Raw genomic sequence first — 13942 nt, forward strand, 5'->3', positions numbered from 1 at the left:
CGATCCCGAAAGCAGGACATGGCCAAGAAGCAAGGCGCCATCGAAATCGAGGGCACCGTGATCGAGTCTCTGCCGAACGCGATGTTCAAGGTGGAGCTTCAGAACGGTCACAAGGTCCTCGCGCACATCAGCGGCAAGATGCGTATGCACTACATCCGCATCCTGCCCGATGACCGGGTGGTCGTGGAGCTGTCTCCGTACGACCTCACGCGCGGACGGATCGTCTACCGCTACAAGTAGATCTCACGACCCGGAGAACCTCACACCCATGAAGGTCAAGCCGAGCGTCAAGAAGATCTGCGACAAGTGCAAGGTGATCCGCCGCCACGGCCGGGTCATGGTCATCTGCGACAACCTGCGCCACAAGCAGCGCCAGGGCTGACGCACACCGGCCGAAATCCTGCACCACTCGCAGTATCTTCGCGCGACGTCATAACTTTGCGTACATACGCAGTCACCCGTTCCCGCCTCGCGGGGACGACACCCCCGGTCGGAGGCCGGGGACCCGGGAGCCGTCCCGTACGGCGGCCGGGAGTGGTGCTGCGGAAGACCTCCGACAACCAACTGGAGCCAGATTCATGGCACGCCTCGCAGGCGTTGATCTCCCGCGCGACAAGCGCGTCGAGGTCGCCCTCACCTACGTCTTCGGCATCGGTCGCACCCTTGCCCAGCAGACGCTCGCCAACACCGGTGTGAGCCCGGACACCCGCGTTCGCGACCTGGGCGAAGAGGACCTGGTCAAGATCCGCGAGTACGTGGACAACAACATCAAGACTGAGGGTGACCTCCGTCGCGAGATCCAGGCCGACATCCGCCGCAAGGTCGAGATCGGCTGCTACCAGGGTCTGCGCCACCGCCGCGGCCTTCCGGTCCACGGCCAGCGCACGTCGACCAACGCCCGCACCCGCAAGGGCCCGCGTCGCGCGATCGCCGGCAAGAAGAAGCCGGGCAAGAAGTAGTCCGCACCGGACGCTGACAAGCGGTCCGAGCTGTAGGACCGACCACCTCCACGGGAGATTTCGAGAATGCCTCCGAAGAGCAGGACGGCCGGCGCCAAGAAGGTGCGCCGCAAGGAGAAGAAGAACGTCGCCCACGGGCACGCTCACATCAAGAGCACGTTCAACAACACCATCGTCTCGATCACGGACCCGACCGGGAACGTGATCTCTTGGGCCTCGGCCGGCCACGTCGGCTTCAAGGGCTCGCGCAAGTCCACTCCGTTCGCCGCGCAGATGGCCGCCGAGTCGGCCGCCCGCCGCGCGCAGGAGCACGGCATGCGCAAGGTCGACGTGTTCGTCAAGGGTCCGGGCTCCGGCCGTGAGACCGCGATCCGCTCGCTCCAGGCCACCGGCCTGGAGGTGGGCTCGATCCAGGACGTCACTCCGACTCCGCACAACGGATGCCGCCCGCCCAAGCGTCGGCGCGTCTGACCGGCTGAAGTAGGAGACAACAGAAACAATGGCGCGTTACACCGGGGCCGACTGCAAGCGTTGCCGTCGGGAGAAGCAGAAGCTCTTCCTCAAGGGGAGCAAGTGCGAGAGCGCGAAGTGCCCGATCGAGATCCGTCCTTACCCCCCGGGTGAGCACGGTCGCGGGCGCACCAAGGACAGCGAGTACCTCCTTCAGCTCCGTGAGAAGCAGAAGGCGACCCGCATCTACGGTGTCCTTGAGAAGCAGTTCCGTGGTTACTACGCGGAGGCGAACAAGAAGACCGGCAAGACCGGTGAGAACCTTCTTCGCATCCTCGAGACCCGACTCGACAACGTGGTCTACCGGGCCGGCTTCGCCAAGTCCCGCGACCACGCCCGTCAGCTGGTCCGCCACGGCCACATCAACGTGAACGGCCGCAAGACCGACATCCCGTCGGCTCGCGTCACCGTGAACGACATCATCGAGGTCCGTCCGAAGTCCCGGACCCTGACCCCCTTCCAGGTGGCTCAGGCCGAGGCCGGCGAGCGCACCGTGCCGGCGTGGCTGGAGGCCATTCCGTCGCAGCTGCGGATCCTCGTGCACTCCATGCCCGAGCGCCAGGTGATCGACACCCAGGTGCAGGAGCAGCTGATCGTCGAGCTCTACTCCAAGTAGTAGCGGCGACCCGCCGGCGTAGCCGGCTGATGCGGGCGGTACGGAGCCGTTTGGCACGTACCGCCCGTACCATTGAAGGGTTCGGCGTCAAATAGCGGGCGCCGAAGACTGGAGGCAATTCCCATGCTGATCGCTCAGCGTCCCTCGTTGACCGAAGAGGTCGTCGACGAGTTCCGCTCCCGGTTCGTGATCGAGCCGCTGGAGCCGGGCTTCGGCTACACCCTCGGAAACTCCCTGCGTCGTACGCTCCTCTCCTCGATCCCCGGTGCGGCGGTCACGTCCATCCGGATCGACGGGGTCCTGCACGAGTTCACCACCGTGCCGGGCGTCAAGGAGGACGTCACCGACCTGATCCTCAACATCAAGCAGCTGGTCGTCTCCTCGGAGCACGACGAGCCGGTCGTGATGTACCTGCGCAAGCAGGGCCCGGGTCTGGTCACCGCCGCCGACATCGCGCCGCCGGCCGGTGTCGAGGTGCACAACCCCGACCTGGTCCTGGCCACGCTGAACGGCAAGGGCAAGCTGGAGATGGAGCTGACCGTCGAGCGCGGTCGCGGCTATGTCTCCGCCGTGCAGAACAAGCAGGTCGGCCAGGAGATCGGCCGGATCCCGGTCGACTCGATCTACTCGCCGGTGCTCAAGGTCACCTACAAGGTCGAGGCGACCCGTGTCGAGCAGCGCACCGACTTCGACAAGCTGATCGTCGACGTCGAGACCAAGCAGGCCATGCGGCCGCGTGACGCCATGGCGTCGGCCGGTAAGACCCTGGTCGAGCTGTTCGGCCTGGCCCGCGAGCTGAACGTGGACGCCGAGGGCATCGACATGGGCCCGTCCCCGACGGACGCCGCCCTCGCCGCCGACCTGGCGCTGCCGATCGAGGAGCTCGAGCTCACCGTTCGTTCGTACAACTGCCTCAAGCGCGAGGGCATCCACTCCGTGGGTGAGCTCGTGGCGCGGTCCGAGGCGGACCTGCTCGACATCCGGAACTTCGGCGCCAAGTCGATCGACGAGGTCAAGGCGAAGCTGGCCGGTATGGGCCTGGCCCTCAAGGACAGCCCGCCCGGATTCGACCCGACCGCCGCCGCCGACGCCTTCGGCGCGGATGACGACGCGGATGCGGGTTTCGTCGAGACCGAGCAGTACTGATCGCCGCCCCGCCGCTGGGGCTGAGGCGCTGTCCTCAGTCGCCGGACGGGCTTGATCTTGCTGAGCTTGATCGAGTCCGTGCGGTGGGCGACGAGAATGTCCGGCGGGCGGCCGCTCGCCGGTAACTGACACCGGTACCTCATACGGCCGGTGCAGACATCGAGGAGATAGACCAATGCCGAAGCCCACCAAGGGCGCCCGTCTGGGCGGCAGCGCCGCGCACGAGCGGCTCCTGCTGGCGAACCTCGCCACCGCGCTGTTCGAGCACGGCCGGATCACCACCACCGAGGCGAAGGCCCGCCGCCTGCGTCCGGTCGCGGAGAAGCTGGTCACCAAGGCGAAGAAGGGCGACCTTCACAACCGCCGTCTGGTGCTCCAGACCATCCGTGACAAGAGCGTCGTGCACACCCTCTTCACCGAGATCGGGCCGCGCTACGAGAACCGGCCGGGTGGCTACACCCGCATCACCAAGATCGGTAACCGTCGTGGCGACAACGCCCCGATGGCGGTCATCGAGCTGGTCGAGGCGCTGACCGTGCAGCAGGAGGCGGTCGGCGAGGCCGAGGCCGCCACCAAGCGGACCGCCAAGGACGCTGCCGGTGACCAGGCCGCCGCGGACCTCAAGAAGGAGACCCCGGCTGCCGAGGCCACCGAGGCTCCGGCCGAGGCCGAGGCCGAGGAGTCGAAGGACGCCTGAGGCGTCTGATCGGCTTTCGTCGTACGGACGGGCCCGCCCCCAGTTCCTGGGAGCGGGCCCGTTCCGCATGGAGAGGAACGGTTGGGTGAGTGACGAGGCGGCGCCCGGTTTCGTACGGGTCCGGCTGGATCTGAGTTACGACGGCAAGGACTTCTCGGGCTGGGCCAAACAGCGCGAGCGACGCACCGTACAGGGCGAGCTGGAGAACGCGCTGCGGACGGTGACGCGCTCCGCGGAGACCTTCGAGCTGACCGTCGCGGGCCGCACCGACGCCGGGGTCCACGCCCGCGGCCAGGTGGCGCACGTGGATCTGCCCGAGGCGCTGTGGGCCGAGCACCGGGACAAGCTGCTGCGGCGGCTGGCCGGGCGGCTGCCCCATGACGTACGGGTCTGGCGGGTCGCCGAGGCCCCGTCCGGGTTCAACGCCCGCTTCTCCGCGATCTGGCGGCGCTACGCCTACCGGGTCACCGACCACCCCGGCGGGGTCGATCCGCTGCTGCGCGGCCATGTGCTGTGGCACGACTGGCCGCTGGACGTGGACGCCATGAACGCGGCCTCGATGCGGCTCCTGGGAGAGCACGACTTCGCCGCGTACTGCAAGAGGCGCGACGGCGCCACCACCATCCGCACCCTCCAGCGGCTGGACTGGGCGCGCGGGGCGGACGGTGTGATCACGGCCACGGTGCGGGCGGACGCCTTCTGCCACAACATGGTGCGCTCGCTGGTGGGCGCGCTGCTCTTCGTCGGCGACGGACACCGTCCCCCGGACTGGCCCGCCCAGGTGCTCTCCGCCGGGCTGCGCGACTCCGCCGTCCATGTCGTACGCCCCCATGGTCTGACCCTGGAAGAGGTCGGCTACCCGGCCGACGACCAACTCGCCGCCCGTAACCGGGAGTCCCGCAACAAGCGTTCCCTGCCCGGTGCGACGGCGATCGGTTCCGGGTGCTGCTGAGGCGTCGGGTGGGTGTGGGCGGGCGATCACGGGGTACTCGCCACGCGCATCGTGTGCGAACGGCGGGACGAGAACAGGTCACGGCGGGGCGGCGATCGGCATGATGCGGCTTCCGGGGCCCCCGGAAGATCGATAAAATTTGCCAACCGACAACGGTCGCCGACCGCCGAAGGGAACCGCGTGAGTACCAGCGAGACCGCTGTGCGAGAGCGCCTGACCAGGGCGCTCCATGAACGCGGCGAGGAGATCGCCGATCGCTGGGTCGAGCTACAGATGGAGCAGGCCCTGCTCGACACCGACATCGGGGAGGCCGAACTCCGCGAGGAGGCCGACGCCTTGATCGAGGCGCTGGTCCCGGGACTGCGGAGCGGTGTGCCGGTGGACCGAGTGGTGACCTCCACCCCGGGGCTGCACGAGGCCGTGGTGGGGCTCTCCATGCGCCGGGCGCGGGCCGGGGCCACCCCGACGGCCACCTCGCTGGCGGTGCTGGCGCTCAAGGAGGCGCTGCTGAAGGCGGTGCAGCGGGACACCCGGGACGCCGAGGAGCTGTTCGCCTCGGCCGTCTTCATGAACCGGCTGCTCGATGTGGCCGGGGCGCTGTCCTTCGAGACGTATGTGGACGGCCGGGAGGAGATCATCCGCCGGCAGAGCCAGCAGCTGATGGAGCAGTCGACGCCGGTGGTGCGGCTGTGGCGGCAGGTGCTGGCCGTGCCGCTGATCGGCACGCTGGACACGGCCCGGACCCAGGTGGTGATGGAGAATCTGCTCCAGGCCATCCAGGACCATGAGGCGCTGGTCGCGATCATCGACATCACGGGTGTGCCGACGGTGGACACCGCCGTCGCCCAGCACCTGATGCAGACCGTGAACGCGGTGCGGCTGATGGGCGCGGACTGCGTGATCAGCGGGGTGCGCCCCTCGATCGCCCAGACCATCGCCCAGCTCGGCATCGATCTGTCCACCATCCTCACGCGGGCGACGCTGGCCGACGCGCTGGCCGCCGCGATCAAGCTGATCGACGGGCCTGGGCCCGACGGTGACGAAGGAGACGGTCGGTGACCGGCCAGCCCCAGCCCGGCGTTCCGATTCTGCGACTGGGCGACGTCCTGGTCACCGGCCTGCTCAATGAGCTCGACGATCGGACCGCCATCGTCTTCACCGAGGAGCTGACCGAGCGGATCTCGGCCGAGGGCGCCCGTGGGGTGCTCATCGACATCTCCCGGCTGGAGGTCATCGACTCCTTCGTGGCCCGGACGCTGATGGAGCTGACCACGGTGGCCCGGCTGCTGGGGGCGCGGGTGATCGTGGCCGGGATGCGACCGCCGGTGGCGATCACCCTGGTCGAGCTCGGAATCGAGCTCGTCGGCGTGGAGACCGCACTCAATCCGGAGCAGGGCATGGCCGCGCTGGGGTGGCGACAGGCCCCACAGCCCCTGGAAGGGGCCCGACGTGGCACTCCCCGGTGAATCCATCCTCGCCTCCCGCGGGCCCAAGCGGCCCTCGCGGACGGAGGACCGGCGCCCGCCCGCGCCGGCCTCGTACCCGGTGCGCACGGAGGAGGACCTGCTGACGGTCCGCCATGCGGTGCGCGCGGCCACCGTCGAGGTGGGCTTCGGCCTGGTGGACCAGACCCGCGTGGTCACGGCCGCCAGCGAGCTCGCCCGTAACGCCTATGTCCACGGGGGCGGCGGCACGGTGACCCTGGAGTACCCGCGCGACCCCCGCGGACGGCGGGGGCTGCGGCTGGTCGTCAAGGACGAGGGGCCGGGCATCGCCGACCTCGACGTGGCGCTCACCGACGGCTTCACCACCGGCTCGGGCCTGGGCCACGGACTGGGCGGCGCCCGGCGGCTGATGGACGAGTTCTCGGTGCGCACCGGCCCGGGTGAGGGCACGGTGGTGGTCGTCACCCGCTGGACGGTCCGGTGACCCATCCCTTCACGGCGCCCACCGTCCAGGTGCGCGTCGACCACCACAGCGCCGTGCATCTGGCCGCCGAGGCGGCGCGTGAGGTGGCCCGGCGGTGCGAGCTGCCGGGGGCGCTGCCCGACCAGGCGGCCGTGATCGCCTCGGAGCTGGCGACCAACCTGGACAAGCACGCCAGCGACGGCACCCTCTACGTCCAGCCGCTGCCGCTGGGCCACGGGGTGGAGATCCTCACCGCCGACCGCGGGCCCGGTATGCACGACCCGGAGCGCTGTCTGGCGGACGGCTACACCACCTCCGGAACGCTGGGGGTCGGGCTCGGCGCCGTCAAGCGGATGGCGACCCACTTCCAGATGCGCAGCGCCGACGGCACCCACGCGGGCACCTGGGCCTGCGCCCGGCTCACCGCGCCGGGCGAGCAGCGGCCGGGGTGGCAGGGGGTGGGCTCGGTCTGTCTGCCCGCCGAGGGGGAAGAGGGCTGTGGCGACGCCTGCGCGATCGTCGACACGGACTCCGCCCGCACCGCCCTCGTCCTGGACGGTCTCGGCCACGGCCAGCCCGCCGCCGAGGCGGCCCAGGCGGCGCTGCGGACCTTCCACGCCGACCCCGACCGGCCGCTGCCGGAGGTGCTCAACCGGATGAACCGGGCCCTGCGGCACACCCGAGGGGCCGCCGTGGGCGTGCTGCGGCTGTACGCCGAGCACGCCGACTACTGCGGTGTCGGCAACATCCGCGCCCTCGCGCTGACCCATGACAGGGTCCGGCACCGGCTGACCGGGCAGCCCGGTATCGTCGGCTGGGGAATGCCCACCCCCCGCGTTCACGACTTCCCGCTGCCCCAGGGCGGTACGGCGGTGCTGCACAGCGACGGCATAGCCGCCCGCTGGTCGCTCGACCCGCCCCCGTCCGTGCTGCGCCTCCCGCCGCCCCTGCTGTCCGCCGCACTCGCCCATGGCCATCGCCGCGTCCGCGACGACGCCACGGTGCTCGCGGCCAGGTCCCCCTTAAGGCTTCCATGACGACGAGGAACCTCATCTGCGCCACGACGGCGGCGCTCAGCCGGGCCGTTCGGGCGCTGGCCCGGGAGCACGCCCTGGACCCCGCGGTCCGGGCACGCCTTGTGCTGTCCGCCGCCGAGGCCGCCGGGGCGGCGCTGCGCGCCGGGCGGGAGACGGGCCTCACCTGGGCGTACGACCCGGAGAAGGGGCTGCTCACGGTGGGCTTGCGGGCCCCGGGCGATACGGGTCCGGTGGCGGCGGACCTCCCCATGGCCCCCGATGAGGTGACCGAGGGCGAGGTGGTGTGGCGCCTCCCGGCGTCGCCCCCATCCGGCGCCGCGGACGAGGCGCCCGGCGAGGACGCCCTGGCCGCGGAGGAGCTGCGCGCGGTCGTGGCCGCCGCCGACGCCCTCACCTCCGAGCACCGCCGTCTCAAGGACGAACTCGCGGAGACCAACAGCGGGGTGCTCGCGCTCTACGTCCAGCTCGACGAGCGGGACAAGCAGTTGCGCACCGCGCACGGCCAGACCCTGCGGGAGCTGGAGGACGCGCTGCGCCCGGCGCCCATCAAGGCCGACGGCCTCGAACTCGCCGTGCACTACGAACCGGCCGGCACCGACGCGCCGACCGGCGGGGATCTGTACGACTGGTTCGTGCTGCCCGACGGCACCGTCCACATCACCATCGTGGACGCGCTGGGCCACGGGGTGACCAGTACGCGCAGCGCGCTCAACGTCACCCACGCGGTGCGCACCCTGGCCCTGGAAGGCCACCGGCTCGAGTCGATCGTGGCCCGCACCGACGAGATCCTGCGCCCCTTCGACCGGTCCGTGATGGCCACCGTGCAGCTCGCCCGGATCGATCCGGCCTCCGGTGAGCTGTGGCTGGCCAATGGGAGCCATCCGCCGGCGCTGCTGCTGCGCCGCGACGGGACGGCCCGGTATCTGGAGGCCCGGGGGCGGGGGATCGGCTTTCCGCTGCCCGGCAGCGAGACCCCGCTGACCGAGCGGCTTGCCCCCGGGGACCTCCTCCTGCTCTACACCGACGGTCTCACCGAGAGCCGCCGTGACCCGATCGAGGGCGAGAAGCGCCTGATCGAGGCCGCGCACAAGCATCTACAGAGCCCGACGGAGGAGGTCCCCGGCGCCATCGCGGAGGATATGCACACGGTGATCCTGCATCCGGATGACACCCTCGCGCTGGCGGTGCGGCTCACCGGTCAGTGATCGGCGGCCGGGCCGAGGCGCTGCCGCGGGATGCGGCCCCGCCGGAGGTCCCGCTGGCGGGGGACCGGAGGCGGGAGCGGGCGCTCGTCGTGCGGCTGGGCCCGGACCAGCTGCTCGAACAGGGGACGCGCCGCGACCAGCGCCTCCCGCATCCGCTCCGTGGCCGTCTCGCCCTCGTGCACCCGCGCCACCATGGCGTGCAGCCGGCGGTAGCCCTCGATCTCCTCGGGATGACGGACGGACAGCGCGTCCATCCGCTTCTCCTCGGACTCGGCCGGATAGCCGCGGTCCACGGCCAACGCGCCCAGCAGCCGGTCGGCTTCGCGCAGGGCCCATCCGGGGGAGTCCACGAACCGCTCCTGTAGGCCCGCCCACCGCGCCGCGTACTGCTCCCTCGCTTCCGAGGGCAGGCTTCGGACCGGCAGTTCGCCCTTGCGGCCCTGCCGCACCGAGGGGGCGATCACGAGGCCGGCCATGGCGGCCAGTGCCGCCAGCAGAATGATGAGCGTGACAGTTGACATCGCTGTGCCTTCCGCAGAGATTTCCTCGCTCGAGGCTGGTATCACCGAGTGTTACCGGTGATCTGAGCGGCAAACACGGCACCTTTGGACCGAGTCCCTCAATTCCCGGTGGTGACGGAGATGATGGCGAGGTCACCGGTGCGGGTGAGGTGGGGTCGGACACCGTGAGTGATCGGAAAGAGGTCCGTTTTATCGCGGTCCACGATGTCGCCGACGATGCGTCCGACCCGGATCGGGGTCCCGCCCCGGGCGGACTTATGGAGTGTCAGGGTCCAGCCGGCGGCGCCCCCTTCGCCGTCATGGGCCTCCCGGATCCGCTCGTACGGGATGGTGAAGCGGAACCGTCCGCCGTCGAGCGCCGTGACCCCGGTGAGGAACGGGCGGGCCGGGCCCTTGGACGGGGTGGCCACCGCGGTCGGGGCGGCGTCGAGCCCGAAGCGCGCCCCGTGCAGGGTGCCTTCGACGGCGAGCCCCTCGGCGTCCAGGCGGATCACCCGGGCCTCGGCGTGGGCCGGGCGCCGCCAGGCGCGCAGCGCGAGATAGCCGTCGACGGTGGAGTACGGGATCCACCAGGTGAACGGGGAGCCGGGCAGCGGCTCCAGGTCCAGCAGCCCGCGCCCCTCGGCGAAGCGGCAGCCGACCCGGCGGCGCACCCCGTCCGAGGGGCGGACCACATGCAGATCCCAGCGCCCCTCGTCGAGGTCGAGCGTCGCCCGGTCGAGCGTGGCCGTCCAGGGCGCGGACGGCGCTCCGCCGACCGGGGGCAGCAGTCGTACGCGGAAGGGGGGCTCGTCGCTCTTGCGGCGGGTGAGGGTCAGTTCGAACTCGCCGCCGTGCAGACCGGCGGGCTCCAGCAGCACCGACAGATTGCCCTCGGCGGTGACCCGGCAGGACGCCACGGGCCGCAGGCGCTTGCGGATCAGCTGCTTGACCGCGCCCTTGAGGGTGCCGGTCAGCGGCGCTCCGGCCGGTCGGCCCCGCAACGGCGCGGCCGTACGGCGCCGGTGGGCCGGGGCCGCGGCGCCACGGGCGGTGTGGAGCTCCTCGATGAGCCGCTCGTAAGCGGCCGCCACGCGCTCGGGTGCGTATCGCTCCGCCGCGATCCGGGCCGCCGCGCCCATCGAGCGGCGCAGTTCGTCGTCCTCGATCAGGGTCAGCAGCCCCTTGGCGATCCCGTCGACGTCACCGACCGGCACCAGCAGTCCGTCCTGGCCATCGGTGATGATCTCGCCCGGACCGTGCGGGCAGTCGGTGGCGACCACGGGCACCCCGCAGTGCATCGCCTCGACGATCGTCATGCCGAACGACTCCTCGCGGGAGGTGACGGCGGCGATCGCGCCCTTGGCCCACTCGGTCTCGATGGGGGAGTGGGCGCCCATCAGGGTGATGTGCCCGGCCAGCCCGAGCTCGTCGATCTGGCGGCGCAGCGCGGGCAGTTGGGGGCCGCGGCCGTAGATGCGCAACCGCCAGTCGGGGTGTTTGGCGGCCACCGTCTCCCAGGCGGCCACCAGCAGGTCGTAGCGCTTGACGGGGATCAGCCGGCCAGCGGCCACGACGAGTTTGGCGCGGCCGTCGGAGGGCTCGATCCCGGTGGCGGGCACCCCGTTGGGCAGGGCGGTCAGCCGGGTGGTGACACCGGGGAGCTGGGCCCGGTGGGTGGCCGCGTCGGCCTCGGAGACGGAGGTGTACGCGTCCAGGTGGGGTATCGCGGCGTCGCAGGCGGCGCGGATCTCGGCGCGGTGGGTGCCGTAGAGGCGGTGCTCCTGGCCGATCCGCAGAAAGCGGCCGGCGCGGCCGAGCGCGGCGAGGTAGATGACCAGGCCGGGGCGGGTGGCGATGACGACATCGGCGTCGGTGCGGTCGAGGTACTCGGCGACGCGCTCGTCGGTGAGCGCGTTGAAGTTGGTGGTGCCCCTGGCCTCGGCGGCGGGGATGTGGGCGCTGGGCCGGGTCAGCAGCGGATGGCCGAGGTCGGCGGCGCGGCGCCCGGCGCGGGGCCGGTCCTCGGCGGGGCGCAGGTCGATCAGGGGTCTGAGCCGTACGGCGGGGTGCAGGGGGAGGTTCGGGACGTCGATGGTGCGGATCAGGGAGACGATCTCCACGGTGTGGTGGGCGGCGAGCGCCCCGGCCACATTGAAGGTCGACCGGATGGTCCCGCCGATGCCATAGGCGTTGTGGAGCAGGAAAGAAATCTTCATGGTGATGTACGCGCGGCGGGGCTGAGCTGCCGCGACGTGCCCTCCCCTCCGAGGCTGAGCCAGTTTGGACCGGTCGGTCGGTAAGACTGGCTGGGGCCGCGAAGGTTGCTTATGCGTGTGGTGATATGGGATCCACCACATTTGGAAAAGGGATTACAACCTTCCAGGGGGTCTGGGAGTCTGCGGGGTGTCCGTGCGGTGGCCGTACGGGCCCGATACCGACCAGGGGTGGACAGAGAGATGAACGACTCCGGTGCGAAGCGGACCGTGGGCGCGGCCATCGCGGTGGTGGCGGCACTCGGGCTGATGACCGGATGCGGCAGCGACTCGGGCGACGGCAAGGAGGACGGCGCCAAGCGGGCGGGCGGCGTCGAGCAGGGCGACGGTGCCAAGCAGGGCGACGGCGCTTCGCAGGGCGACAAGGCCGCGAGCTCCGACCCGGCCGCGAAGCCCCTGTCCGCGTCCGCCCTGGAGCGGGCCGCCCTGACCAGCGGCGAGGTCAAGGGGGTCGAGGTGCAGAAGATGTCCGACAAGGAGGTCAGCGAGGGCGGCTCGGCCAAGACCGGCAAGGCCGCGTGCCGGCCGATGGCCGCGCTGATGGGGACCCGGTACGACCCGGCGCCCAAGGCCAGCGTCCACCGCGCCTACGCCACCGGCCTCACCAAGGCCAAGGTCGGCTCCACCGGCCTGATCCGGATCTCCTCCTACGGACCGGGCGACGCCGAGCGCACGGTGAAGGACCTGCGCGAGGCCGTCACCGCCTGCCAGGGCGGCTTCCCCGCCGAGGACGGCACGGGCGGGAAGGCGGACGTCAAGAAGGTGACACCGCTGGACGCGCCGAAGGCCGGGGACGAGGCGGTGTCCTTCAGCCTGCATGACGCGGGCAAGGAGAAGGCCGTCATCAAGTTCACGGTCGTGCGGACCGGGCCGCAGGTGACGGTGTTCTTCGGGGTGAACATCGCGGACCCGGCGAAGTCCGAGATCCCGGCCGCGCTGGTGGACGCCCAGGTGGCGAAGGTGGCGAAGGCCACGAAGGGCGCCGCGTCATAGAAGGCCACGAAGGGCGCCGCGTCATAACCGCCCGGCGGGCCCGGCGGCCCGGGTCTCAGTTGGTGGCGGAGGCGGCCGCGGCGGCCTCCGCCGACGCCTGGGCGTTGCCCCGGGCCAGGATCCGGCGGAAGGTGTAGTCGGCCACATCGCGGCCGGCCTGGAGGGTGGCGGTGTCCGACGACGTGACCGCCTTGCCCGACGTATAGCCGGAGATCGTGAAGTAGGCGTACCGCCCGATCGCGTTCGCCGAGCTCTGGCAGGCCGTCCGGCGGCAGAAGGTCGGGACGCCCCCGCCCGAGAGCGAGGCGATGTTCGGCTTGTACCCGTCCTTGGCCTTCTCGGCCGCCGCCTTGCCGTCGAAGACGGCGACACCGATCGTCACCGCGACGCCGTCCCGGGTGAAGGTGGCCCGCAGCAGCTTGCGGCAGCCGTTGTTCACCAGGACCGAACCGAGCGCCCCCTGGGTCGCGGCCGAGCAACTGGTGGTCGAGGCGGACGCCGCCTTGGTGTACGACCGGTCGTCCTTCGCGGCGCGCTTGTCGGGGAAGAGACCGGCCGCGCTCAGCGGCGCCTTGTCCCGCCGGGCGCTGGAGATGATGTCCAGCGGCTTCGGCGGCGCGGGCGGCGCCACATTGGAGAAGGTCGGCTCGGGCGTCGCCGACTCACTGGGCAGGTCCTGCGGGGTGGGCAGCCCACCGGCCGAATCGCCGCCCCCGTTGTCCTTGTGTCCGCTGCTGACCACGGCGGTGGCGACGATCGCGGCGACGGCCGCCGTCGCCAGCGCCCCGCCCCCGATGAAGAGCAACTTGCGGCGGCGGTTGCGCGCGGCGGACTGATCGGCGAGCGCCGCCCAGTCCGGCGTCGACGGCTGAGGCGCCTGAGAACCCCCGGGCCCGTAAGGCCCCCCTTGCCCAAAGCTCATGGCGCGCATTTTAGACCGGCCGAGTGACAGGATGGACCCGCCGGCGGGTCCCTCTTCCGCCGCACCCTTCACTCGGCCGGTGTCCCGGCCCGAACCCGGGCCACGGCCGGGCGTCCCACGAAGCCCCCGGCGGCCGGTGCCCCGGGCCCGAATCGCGGGGCGCGGCCGGGCGCGCGACAAGGCCCTTACGGCGGCCGGGGCCCGGGCGAGGCGGCCGCGCC

General features: G+C 71.3%; 17 protein-coding genes. 14 read left to right on the plus strand and 3 right to left on the minus strand.

Going from position 1 to position 13942, the window contains the following annotated elements; genetic code table 11:
- Positions 1–18: 18 nt before the first annotated feature.
- The 13 genes from infA to ABD329_RS33315 all read left to right on the plus strand — a co-directional run bounded on the left by infA (position 19) and on the right by ABD329_RS33315 (position 9030).
- Positions 19–240, plus strand: a complete 222-nt coding sequence (infA, locus tag ABD329_RS33255; RefSeq protein ID WP_003956442.1) for a translation initiation factor IF-1 — start codon at positions 19–21, stop codon at positions 238–240.
- A gap of 28 nt (positions 241–268) precedes the next feature.
- On the plus strand, positions 269–382 hold the full coding sequence (gene rpmJ / locus ABD329_RS33260; RefSeq protein WP_003956441.1) for a 50S ribosomal protein L36: 114 nt from the start codon (positions 269–271) through the stop codon (positions 380–382).
- 196 nt (positions 383–578) lie between these two features.
- Entirely contained in the window at positions 579–959 is a 381-nt protein-coding gene (rpsM, locus tag ABD329_RS33265) for a 30S ribosomal protein S13 (RefSeq protein ID WP_044571648.1), read from the plus strand.
- A 66-nt stretch (positions 960–1025) separates the two neighbouring features.
- Complete coding sequence (gene rpsK / locus ABD329_RS33270; protein WP_009715860.1) at positions 1026–1430, plus strand: 30S ribosomal protein S11; 405 nt, start codon at positions 1026–1028, stop codon at positions 1428–1430.
- A 28-nt stretch (positions 1431–1458) separates the two neighbouring features.
- Positions 1459–2085, plus strand: coding sequence for a 30S ribosomal protein S4 (gene rpsD / locus ABD329_RS33275; RefSeq protein ID WP_044571646.1), 627 nt, complete (start codon positions 1459–1461; stop codon positions 2083–2085).
- A 123-nt stretch (positions 2086–2208) separates the two neighbouring features.
- A complete protein-coding gene (locus tag ABD329_RS33280; RefSeq protein ID WP_009715858.1) occupies positions 2209–3231 on the plus strand; it encodes a DNA-directed RNA polymerase subunit alpha in 1023 nt (340 codons plus the stop codon).
- Between the two features lie 175 nt (positions 3232–3406).
- On the plus strand, positions 3407–3928 hold the full coding sequence (gene rplQ, locus ABD329_RS33285) for a 50S ribosomal protein L17 (RefSeq protein ID WP_086880023.1): 522 nt from the start codon (positions 3407–3409) through the stop codon (positions 3926–3928).
- Between the two features lie 85 nt (positions 3929–4013).
- Positions 4014–4880: a tRNA pseudouridine(38-40) synthase TruA gene (truA, locus tag ABD329_RS33290; RefSeq protein ID WP_198277576.1), complete on the plus strand. Its 867-nt coding sequence runs from the start codon at positions 4014–4016 to the stop codon at positions 4878–4880.
- Between the two features lie 180 nt (positions 4881–5060).
- Positions 5061–5939 (plus strand): STAS domain-containing protein, encoded by an 879-nt coding sequence (locus ABD329_RS33295; protein WP_198278888.1) that lies wholly within the window; start codon positions 5061–5063, stop codon positions 5937–5939.
- Positions 5936–6346 (plus strand): STAS domain-containing protein, encoded by a 411-nt coding sequence (locus ABD329_RS33300; protein ID WP_198278889.1) that lies wholly within the window; start codon positions 5936–5938, stop codon positions 6344–6346. Before ABD329_RS33295 ends, ABD329_RS33300 begins: the two co-directional genes overlap by 4 nt.
- Positions 6330–6809 carry an ATP-binding protein gene (locus ABD329_RS33305; RefSeq protein WP_198278890.1) on the plus strand — a complete coding sequence of 160 codons (480 nt, stop codon included), beginning with the start codon at positions 6330–6332 and terminating at the stop codon, positions 6807–6809. Before ABD329_RS33300 ends, ABD329_RS33305 begins: the two co-directional genes overlap by 17 nt.
- Complete coding sequence (locus ABD329_RS33310; RefSeq protein WP_198278891.1) at positions 6806–7825, plus strand: SpoIIE family protein phosphatase; 1020 nt, start codon at positions 6806–6808, stop codon at positions 7823–7825. The genes ABD329_RS33305 and ABD329_RS33310 overlap by 4 nt, the downstream gene beginning before the upstream one ends.
- Positions 7822–9030 carry a PP2C family protein-serine/threonine phosphatase gene (locus tag ABD329_RS33315; RefSeq protein WP_198278892.1) on the plus strand — a complete coding sequence of 403 codons (1209 nt, stop codon included), beginning with the start codon at positions 7822–7824 and terminating at the stop codon, positions 9028–9030. The genes ABD329_RS33310 and ABD329_RS33315 overlap by 4 nt, the downstream gene beginning before the upstream one ends.
- Here the strand turns inward: ABD329_RS33315 and ABD329_RS33320 are convergent.
- Both ABD329_RS33320 and ABD329_RS33325 read right to left on the minus strand, forming a co-directional pair.
- Complete coding sequence (locus ABD329_RS33320; RefSeq protein ID WP_198278893.1) at positions 9024–9551, minus strand: hypothetical protein; 528 nt, start codon at positions 9549–9551, stop codon at positions 9024–9026. The genes ABD329_RS33315 and ABD329_RS33320 overlap by 7 nt on opposite strands.
- Positions 9552–9649: 98 nt before the next feature.
- On the minus strand, positions 9650–11749 hold the full coding sequence (locus ABD329_RS33325; protein ID WP_198278894.1) for a glycosyltransferase family 4 protein: 2100 nt from the start codon (positions 11747–11749) through the stop codon (positions 9650–9652).
- Positions 11750–11977: 228 nt separating this feature from the next.
- Between ABD329_RS33325 and ABD329_RS33330 the strand changes: the two genes are divergently transcribed.
- Entirely contained in the window at positions 11978–12799 is an 822-nt protein-coding gene (locus ABD329_RS33330) for a hypothetical protein (protein WP_309142799.1), read from the plus strand.
- 55 nt (positions 12800–12854) lie between these two features.
- Here ABD329_RS33330 and ABD329_RS33335 read toward each other — a convergent pair whose 3' ends face one another.
- On the minus strand, positions 12855–13721 hold the full coding sequence (locus tag ABD329_RS33335; protein WP_198278895.1) for a hypothetical protein: 867 nt from the start codon (positions 13719–13721) through the stop codon (positions 12855–12857).
- Between the last annotated feature and the right edge of the window lie 221 nt (positions 13722–13942).

This window comes from Streptomyces javensis (genome assembly GCF_039525925.1).
GTDB lineage: Bacteria > Actinomycetota > Actinomycetes > Streptomycetales > Streptomycetaceae > Streptomyces > Streptomyces asiaticus.

Bases quoted from the DNA above. Each gene is read 5' to 3' on its own strand.
- ABD329_RS33325 (WP_198278894.1), bottom strand. From the start codon at position 11,749: ATGAAGATTTCTTTCCTGCTCCACAACGCCTATGGCATCGGCGGGACC.
- rpsD (WP_044571646.1), top strand. From the start codon at position 1,459: ATGGCGCGTTACACCGGGGCCGACTGCAAGCGTTGCCGTCGGGAGAAG.
- rpsK (WP_009715860.1), top strand. From the start codon at position 1,026: ATGCCTCCGAAGAGCAGGACGGCCGGCGCCAAGAAGGTGCGCCGCAAG.
- ABD329_RS33335 (WP_198278895.1), bottom strand. From the start codon at position 13,721: ATGAGCTTTGGGCAAGGGGGGCCTTACGGGCCCGGGGGTTCTCAGGCG.
- ABD329_RS33315 (WP_198278892.1), top strand. From the start codon at position 7,822: ATGACGACGAGGAACCTCATCTGCGCCACGACGGCGGCGCTCAGCCGG.
- rplQ (WP_086880023.1), top strand. From the start codon at position 3,407: ATGCCGAAGCCCACCAAGGGCGCCCGTCTGGGCGGCAGCGCCGCGCAC.
- infA (WP_003956442.1), top strand. From the start codon at position 19: ATGGCCAAGAAGCAAGGCGCCATCGAAATCGAGGGCACCGTGATCGAG.
- ABD329_RS33320 (WP_198278893.1), bottom strand. From the start codon at position 9,551: ATGTCAACTGTCACGCTCATCATTCTGCTGGCGGCACTGGCCGCCATG.
- rpmJ (WP_003956441.1), top strand. From the start codon at position 269: ATGAAGGTCAAGCCGAGCGTCAAGAAGATCTGCGACAAGTGCAAGGTG.
- rpsM (WP_044571648.1), top strand. From the start codon at position 579: ATGGCACGCCTCGCAGGCGTTGATCTCCCGCGCGACAAGCGCGTCGAG.
- ABD329_RS33280 (WP_009715858.1), top strand. From the start codon at position 2,209: ATGCTGATCGCTCAGCGTCCCTCGTTGACCGAAGAGGTCGTCGACGAG.